Origin of the sequence: Paenibacillus sp. FSL R7-0340 (assembly GCF_038002205.1) — a bacterium.
GTDB classification, from domain to species: Bacteria; Bacillota; Bacilli; order Paenibacillales; family Paenibacillaceae; genus Paenibacillus; species Paenibacillus polymyxa_B.
On sequence record NZ_JBBOBY010000004.1, the window covers coordinates 1 to 6,043 of the forward strand.

At 45.9% G+C, this 6,043-nt stretch carries 4 protein-coding genes and 21 tRNA genes; 3 read left to right on the forward strand and 22 right to left on the reverse strand.

Annotation, left to right across the window (positions count from 1 at the left end):
- Positions 1-437: 437 nt before the first annotated feature.
- Positions 438-1,178 carry a Crp/Fnr family transcriptional regulator gene (locus MKX59_RS27410; protein ID WP_023986659.1) on the reverse strand — a complete coding sequence of 247 codons (741 nt, stop codon included), beginning with the start codon at positions 1,176-1,178 and terminating at the stop codon, positions 438-440.
- A gap of 299 nt (positions 1,179-1,477) precedes the next feature.
- Between MKX59_RS27410 and MKX59_RS27415 the strand changes: the two genes are divergently transcribed.
- The 3 genes from MKX59_RS27415 to MKX59_RS27425 all read left to right on the forward strand — a co-directional run bounded on the left by MKX59_RS27415 (position 1,478) and on the right by MKX59_RS27425 (position 3,820).
- Positions 1,478-1,927, forward strand: a complete 450-nt coding sequence (locus MKX59_RS27415) for a GAF domain-containing protein (RefSeq protein ID WP_028542674.1) — start codon at positions 1,478-1,480, stop codon at positions 1,925-1,927.
- A 143-nt stretch (positions 1,928-2,070) separates the two neighbouring features.
- Positions 2,071-2,724 (forward strand): response regulator, encoded by a 654-nt coding sequence (locus MKX59_RS27420; RefSeq protein WP_023986657.1) that lies wholly within the window; start codon positions 2,071-2,073, stop codon positions 2,722-2,724.
- Entirely contained in the window at positions 2,717-3,820 is a 1,104-nt protein-coding gene (locus MKX59_RS27425; protein ID WP_023986656.1) for a PAS domain-containing sensor histidine kinase, read from the forward strand. Before MKX59_RS27420 ends, MKX59_RS27425 begins: the two co-directional genes overlap by 8 nt.
- 200 nt (positions 3,821-4,020) lie before the next feature.
- Here the strand turns inward: MKX59_RS27425 and MKX59_RS27430 are convergent.
- The 21 genes from MKX59_RS27430 to MKX59_RS27530 form a co-directional block, all read right to left on the reverse strand.
- Positions 4,021-4,091, reverse strand: a tRNA-Gly gene (locus MKX59_RS27430).
- 9 nt (positions 4,092-4,100) lie between these two features.
- A tRNA-Pro gene (locus tag MKX59_RS27435) sits at positions 4,101-4,174 on the reverse strand.
- 22 nt (positions 4,175-4,196) lie between these two features.
- A tRNA-Arg gene (locus tag MKX59_RS27440) sits at positions 4,197-4,273 on the reverse strand.
- A 26-nt stretch (positions 4,274-4,299) separates the two neighbouring features.
- Positions 4,300-4,370 (reverse strand) — tRNA-Cys (locus tag MKX59_RS27445).
- Between the two features lie 10 nt (positions 4,371-4,380).
- Positions 4,381-4,455 (reverse strand) — tRNA-Gly (locus MKX59_RS27450).
- A 6-nt stretch (positions 4,456-4,461) separates the two neighbouring features.
- A tRNA-Leu gene (locus MKX59_RS27455) sits at positions 4,462-4,548 on the reverse strand.
- Between the two features lie 14 nt (positions 4,549-4,562).
- Positions 4,563-4,638: transfer RNA gene (locus MKX59_RS27460), tRNA-Lys, on the reverse strand.
- Positions 4,639-4,642: 4 nt separating this feature from the next.
- Positions 4,643-4,717, reverse strand: a tRNA-Gln gene (locus MKX59_RS27465).
- Positions 4,718-4,734: 17 nt separating this feature from the next.
- Positions 4,735-4,807, reverse strand: a tRNA-His gene (locus MKX59_RS27470).
- A 19-nt stretch (positions 4,808-4,826) separates the two neighbouring features.
- Positions 4,827-4,912 (reverse strand) — tRNA-Tyr (locus MKX59_RS27475).
- A gap of 4 nt (positions 4,913-4,916) precedes the next feature.
- Positions 4,917-4,992, reverse strand: a tRNA-Thr gene (locus MKX59_RS27480).
- 26 nt (positions 4,993-5,018) lie between these two features.
- Positions 5,019-5,091: transfer RNA gene (locus MKX59_RS27485), tRNA-Phe, on the reverse strand.
- Between the two features lie 66 nt (positions 5,092-5,157).
- A tRNA-Asp gene (locus tag MKX59_RS27490) sits at positions 5,158-5,234 on the reverse strand.
- Between the two features lie 25 nt (positions 5,235-5,259).
- Positions 5,260-5,333, reverse strand: a tRNA-Met gene (locus MKX59_RS27495).
- 30 nt (positions 5,334-5,363) lie between these two features.
- Positions 5,364-5,439, reverse strand: a tRNA-Val gene (locus tag MKX59_RS27500).
- Positions 5,440-5,445: 6 nt separating this feature from the next.
- Positions 5,446-5,517, reverse strand: a tRNA-Glu gene (locus tag MKX59_RS27505).
- Positions 5,518-5,549: 32 nt separating this feature from the next.
- Positions 5,550-5,641, reverse strand: a tRNA-Ser gene (locus MKX59_RS27510).
- Positions 5,642-5,644: 3 nt separating this feature from the next.
- A tRNA-Met gene (locus MKX59_RS27515) sits at positions 5,645-5,718 on the reverse strand.
- A gap of 34 nt (positions 5,719-5,752) precedes the next feature.
- A tRNA-Asn gene (locus MKX59_RS27520) sits at positions 5,753-5,828 on the reverse strand.
- A 4-nt stretch (positions 5,829-5,832) separates the two neighbouring features.
- Positions 5,833-5,908, reverse strand: a tRNA-Ala gene (locus MKX59_RS27525).
- Between the two features lie 22 nt (positions 5,909-5,930).
- A tRNA-Ile gene (locus MKX59_RS27530) sits at positions 5,931-6,007 on the reverse strand.
- Between the last annotated feature and the right edge of the window lie 36 nt (positions 6,008-6,043).

A 6,043-nucleotide genomic window follows, 5' to 3' on the forward strand; every position in this document is an offset into this window, starting at 1 on the left:
TGCGTTTTTCAGCAGCTATAAGATCATATCATGTTCGTTTCAAAAATACAAGGGTTATTTTTTCTTTTTTTGAAGATCGTTTCACCCAAGTTTTTCGCTTTTGAAACTGCTGTTTTATTGTCAGCTCAAATAATATATCATTTTCAGCAAAAGAAAGCAACTTGTAAATAATCCCTTTTTCAAACTTAAAATCCCTTTCACCGTTTAGTCAACCATTATTAGCTCCAATGTTATTTCAAAACAGCTAGTTCATAAAATGTCATGTGTTCAGTTCCATTTAATATAAATATATTATTGGTAATTAACCGCTATACGACGTTAATTAGTTTTTTTGTAATCTATTTTGTTCGTTAACCCCGTTACCCCATGTGCTAGATTGTTAGAAGACATGCAACAAGGCGAAGCCTCTTGGACCCCGCCTAATGGTATTCATAATATTAGAGGCGACAAATTTCATGGGCACATTGGCCGTACGAAGGACAGCAGCACATGCCACGTAATACCTTGAGATCGTGAATGACAATCTTTCCATCCCTTGTATCTAGGGTTCCCTGCTCTTTCAGCGCGCTCAGCATCCGGTTCACACTCTCTCGTGTCGCTCCAATCATCTCACCTAATTCGGAGTGACTAAGCTTCATATTTAGTAAAATGCCATCCTTCACAGCCACGCCACATGTATTGCTAGCACGGATCAATGTAGACGCTAGCGCTCCAGTTTTACCATACAACAGTAAGTCCCGAAAGCGCGATTGCATAATGCGTTGCTTCATCGCCATCCACTGGATGAACTGAAGTGCCATTTCCCCATTTTTGGACAAGAGCGACTCCAGATCCTTAACAAGCACGACGCCTAACTCACACACATCGGCTGTTTCCGCAGTGCAGCTATACTCTTCTCCATCTATCCCGCTAAATTCCCCAATTAAGTCACCTTGATGCTGAATGGTCAGAATCAGTTCTTTACCATCTTCTGTCGATTTACGAAGTTTAACATGACCTGAATGTATATAATAAAGCTGCTCTGCATCATCGCCCTCTCGGAAAAGCATAACGCCTGCCTTTACCTTCTTCCAGGACATAATATCTTTTAGCAGATCCAAATGTTCTTCTGTCAAATAAATCTGAATTCCCGTGCGTTCCGCTTCGTCCCCAAACCGTTCCATACAAGTGGCTTGCATGTTAGCGTCCTCCTCGTGTTTACCTGATATCTATATCATAATGTTTTAATGCCTGGGTTGTTATCGGGAGAACACCTGATTTTATACCTTCCTACTCCCTGATTTACTGTGATAAATATCACTTCCGAGGTAAGCTAATGCCCCATTTATCGGCCTTTTCCCTACTCCTTACCCGACCAGATGAAAAGTCAGTGTTTCCTGCGCCTATAGATCAGGGGGTTCCCTGATCTACTTTTGTAACTGTCGGAACTACAATGAATTAGAGATATAGTTTGGTTATGAAAAAGGATGTGTCTTCTATGCTACAAATAACGGATGAAATGCGAAAAGAACTGAATCAGTTGAGAGATACTATTTATGGTGATCTCACTGCCCTTGCATTTATGTCCAAGTCGGGTGGTAAGTTGCATTGGTATTACGCCTCCGGTAGCCGAAGCAATCGCTATCGTCTTATTTCTTTTAAGATTGGCCATGGTATTGCCGGGATGGCTGTTCGCTTGGGACGTACCGTGACTGTAAGTGCTTTGCTATCAGGTAGTATACGTTTGCGTCAGGAATGTGCACTAATGCTGGCCGAGCAGCTTCACTCTGCTGTTGCTATTCCCTTTTCCAGCACAGGGGATCTGCCCAACGGTGTGCTGCTTCTTGGTAATCGTGATGTGAGGATGTTCACAGAGTCTGATGTAGCCGAGGCCACTCAAGTCGCTCAACGCCTTAGCCAACTATGTGCTTACCCTCTTACTCCATAGATCAACAATGTTTCTGTAGATAATGAAACTCATAAAATACTTGATATGACTGTCCCTAACTATCTTTGTTGATTGAAATCCCTAAAATTTGCTATGATTATGACAAAACGCACGGTTTTTTTACCGTTCGAGGGGATGACAAATTGATTCGTATACTAGTAGTGGATGATCACGTTGTCGTACGTTCTGGCCTCATGGCCCTATTGGACGGCAAAAACGGTATCAAGGTAGTAGGAGATGCAGCAGACGGGGATGAGGCAATCCACAAGGCAGTGGAGCTACAACCTAATGTGGTGCTCATGGATTTTAGCATGCCACCTGGCAAAGATGGTCTCACGGCAACCACTGAATTAAAAAAAAAGTTGCCCGACACAGAAGTCCTTATTTTAACAATGCATGATGATGAAGAATATCTGTTCCGGGCCATTCAGGCTGGAGCATCCGGATATATTTTAAAAAGCGCACCTCACGAGGAGTTGCTCGCTGCCATCCAGTCTGTAGCCGAGGGTAGTGCCTATTTGTACCCGAATGCAACCAAACGACTGATGAGTGAATATCTGGACAAAATCAAACAGGAAGGCATAGCCGGACCCTATGAATCCCTATCTGAGCGGGAAAAGGAGATTCTATCGTGGGTAGCCAAAGGATATGCCAACAAGGAAATTGCCGAGCACCTAGTGATTAGCGTCAAAACCGTAGAGTCCCATAAAAGTAACCTTATGGAGAAGCTTAACTTGAAAACACGACCTGAGCTAGTCAAATTCGCACTAAAAAAGGGGCTGCTCCATTATGAATGAACCTTCTAATCCTTTACTGCAGCATGCCTTTGGTGAATCAACCGATACATTGCTGAATGATCTAGAAATTTATATACCAGAGTCCCCTTTTCTCCATGCACTACGTAACTCACTCCACCAACTATCCAATCTAAAATTTGCTCTAGATACGTCTTCCATTGTTGCTTTGACCGATCATCGAGGTATTATTCAGTACGTGAACGACAAGTTTTGTGAGATTTCGCAATACAGTCGTGAAGAGCTGATCGGTCAGGATCATCGTCTCATTAATTCAGGCTATCATACCCCTGCCTTCATGAAAAACCTGTGGACTACAATCCGTTCAGGTGAGGTATGGCAAGGAGAAATACGTAATCGTGCTAAAGATAACAGCTACTACTGGGTGAATACTACGATCGTTCCGTTTATGGACGAGGAAGGTAAACCCTATCAGTACTTAGCGATCCGCAATGAGGTCACTAAACTGAAGAAAGTAGAAGCAGAACTCCAGTCTATGATGACGCAAGTCATGCAAATACAGGAAGAAGAACGTAAACGCTTTTCAAGAGAGCTACATGATGGGATAGGACAAAGCTTGTTTTCACTTATTATTCAGTTAGATAGCCAACTTGCCGAACAACCTAGTGCTGCTCTGGAGAGTCTTCGTTCGCAGGTGACCGACATCATCAAAGATGTTCGTGGTCTAGCGTGGGAACTTCGTCCCTCAGTTCTGGATGATTTGGGTGTCGTCCCAGCTATAAGAACCTATATTGAAAACTTCTGTTCTCATTACGGGATTGAGGTGCATTTTCAATGCACTCTACGTAAACGCCTTGATATTCGCAAGGAAATAGCAATTTATCGGATTGTACAGGAGGCATTAACGAATGTAGCCAAATACGCAGATGTAGCGGAGGCATATGTCGACGTTGAGGATCAAGATGAAATGATACAAGTGACCATTCGGGATGAGGGCATTGGATTCTCTGGAAAGTCCCAAGGAGAGGGAGTTGGATTGTTCAGTATGGAAGAACGAGCTAGAGGGGTAGGGGGATTTATGAGCATGACCTCTGCTCCAGATGAGGGAACCTCCATCCAGCTGACCATTCCCGTGTAAAAACTGTCCACTAGATCGGTTATCGGTGTATACCAGTTGTATGATCAGAACGATATACACCGATACCGAGATTATGAATAATCAATACATTGTGGGTACATGAAGATAAATACAAAAAAAGAGAGAGCTCTGTCCCCAGACAGGCTCTCTTTATTTATAAGGTGTCACCACTGAGGCAACAAGAATCCGCTATAGCAAAAAGCGGGTGATGGGAATCGAACCCACGCTACCAGCTTGGAAGGCTGGAGTTCTACCATTGAACTACACCCGCAAATCAGTATCGGGATGACACGATTTGAACATGCGACCCCCTGGTCCCAAACCAGGTGCTCTACCAAGCTGAGCTACATCCCGACATTATACTTTTTTTAAGAAATGGCGCGCCCTGAGAGATTCGAACTCCCGGCCTTTTGATTCGTAGTCAAACGCTCTATCCAGCTGAGCTAAGGGCGCATATTTAAATCCATAATGAGCAGTCAAGGCGCCACCCAGATTTGAACTGGGGATGAAGCTTTTGCAGAGCTTTGCCTTACCACTTGGCTATGGCGCCGTATGGATAATGGAGCGGACGACGGGAATCGAACCCGCGACCCTCGCCTTGGCAAGGCGATGCTCTACCGCTGAGCCACGTCCGCAAAATATGGTGCGGTCGAGAGGACTCGAACCTCCACGGGGGTTAGCCCACACGGACCTGAACCGTGCGCGTCTGCCAATTCCGCCACGACCGCAAAATAATTATAAATGGTGAGCCATGAAGGACTCGAACCTTCGACACCCTGATTAAAAGTCAGGTGCTCTACCAACTGAGCTAATGGCTCTTAATGGCTGGGGATATAGGATTTGAACCTATGCATGACGGAGTCAAAGTCCGTTGCCTTACCGCTTGGCTAATCCCCAATAAATTAAGAATAAAGGGCGGCCGATGGGGCTTGAACCCACGAATGCCGGAGTCACAGTCCGGTGCGTTAACCACTTCGCCACGACCGCCATATGATTATGAAAAGACTGGTGGAGGATGATGGATTCGAACCACCGAACCCGTAAGGGAGCAGATTTACAGTCTGATGCGTTTGGCCACTTCGCTAATCCTCCAAAATGGTGCCGGCGAGAGGACTTGAACCCCCAACCTACTGATTACAAGTCAGTTGCTCTACCAGTTGAGCTACACCGGCACATTACTCATTTCCCACTTGAAAGGTGGCTCGGGACGGAATCGAACCGCCGACACGAGGATTTTCAGTCCTCTGCTCTACCGACTGAGCTACCGAGCCATATTTTGTTTTATTACTACACCATATAATCCACACTATATATGTCAACTATATATGAGATTAAAATGGCGGAACTGACGGGATTCGAACCCGCGATCTCCTGCGTGACAGGCAGGCATGTTAGGCCTCTACACCACAGTTCCAGAGGCATTTCCAATAGGAAATTAATTGCGGGGGCAGGATTTGAACCTACGACCTTCGGGTTATGAGCCCGACGAGCTACCGAACTGCTCCACCCCGCGACATTAAAAGGGACTTATCAAATTTTCTTATGGTGGAGGCTGAGGGGCTCGAACCCCCGACCCTCTGCTTGTAAGGCAGATGCTCTCCCAGCTGAGCTAAGCCTCCATATTATGACCCGTAGGGGATTCGAACCCCTGTTACCTCCGTGAAAGGGAGGTGTCTTAACCCCTTGACCAACGGGCCTTACAAAATAAGTTCTGATTCCAATAAATTTATGGCGGAGAGAGAGGGATTCGAACCCTCGCACCACTTTCGCAGTCTAACCCCTTAGCAGAGGGTCCCCTTATAGCCACTTGGGTATCTCTCCGAGTAGCGGCAGAGGGGATCGAACCCCCGACCTCACGGGTATGAACCGTACGCTCTAGCCAGCTGAGCTACGCCGCCACCTTATATATAAAAGTCAGAAATATTCAAAACATGGCTCCCCGAACAGGACTCGAACCTGTGACAACTCGATTAACAGTCGAGTGCTCTACCAACTGAGCTATCAGGGAATATTGGTGGAGCCAAGCGGGATCGAACCGCTGACCTCCTGCGTGCAAGGCAGGCGCTCTCCCAGCTGAGCTATGGCCCCAATCTTTTTGTTATTCTAGAAGTGGTGGGCCTTAGTGGACTCGAACCACCGACCTCACCCTTATCAGGGGTGCGCTCTAACCAGCTGAGCTAAAGGCCCTAACATGTAAAACTTCATCATCCTTTAAAGGATATC

Bases quoted from the DNA above. Each gene is read 5' to 3' on its own strand.
- MKX59_RS27410 (WP_023986659.1), bottom strand. From the start codon at position 1,178: ATGCAAGCCACTTGTATGGAACGGTTTGGGGACGAAGCGGAACGCACG.
- MKX59_RS27415 (WP_028542674.1), top strand. From the start codon at position 1,478: ATGCTACAAATAACGGATGAAATGCGAAAAGAACTGAATCAGTTGAGA.
- MKX59_RS27425 (WP_023986656.1), top strand. From the start codon at position 2,717: ATGAATGAACCTTCTAATCCTTTACTGCAGCATGCCTTTGGTGAATCA.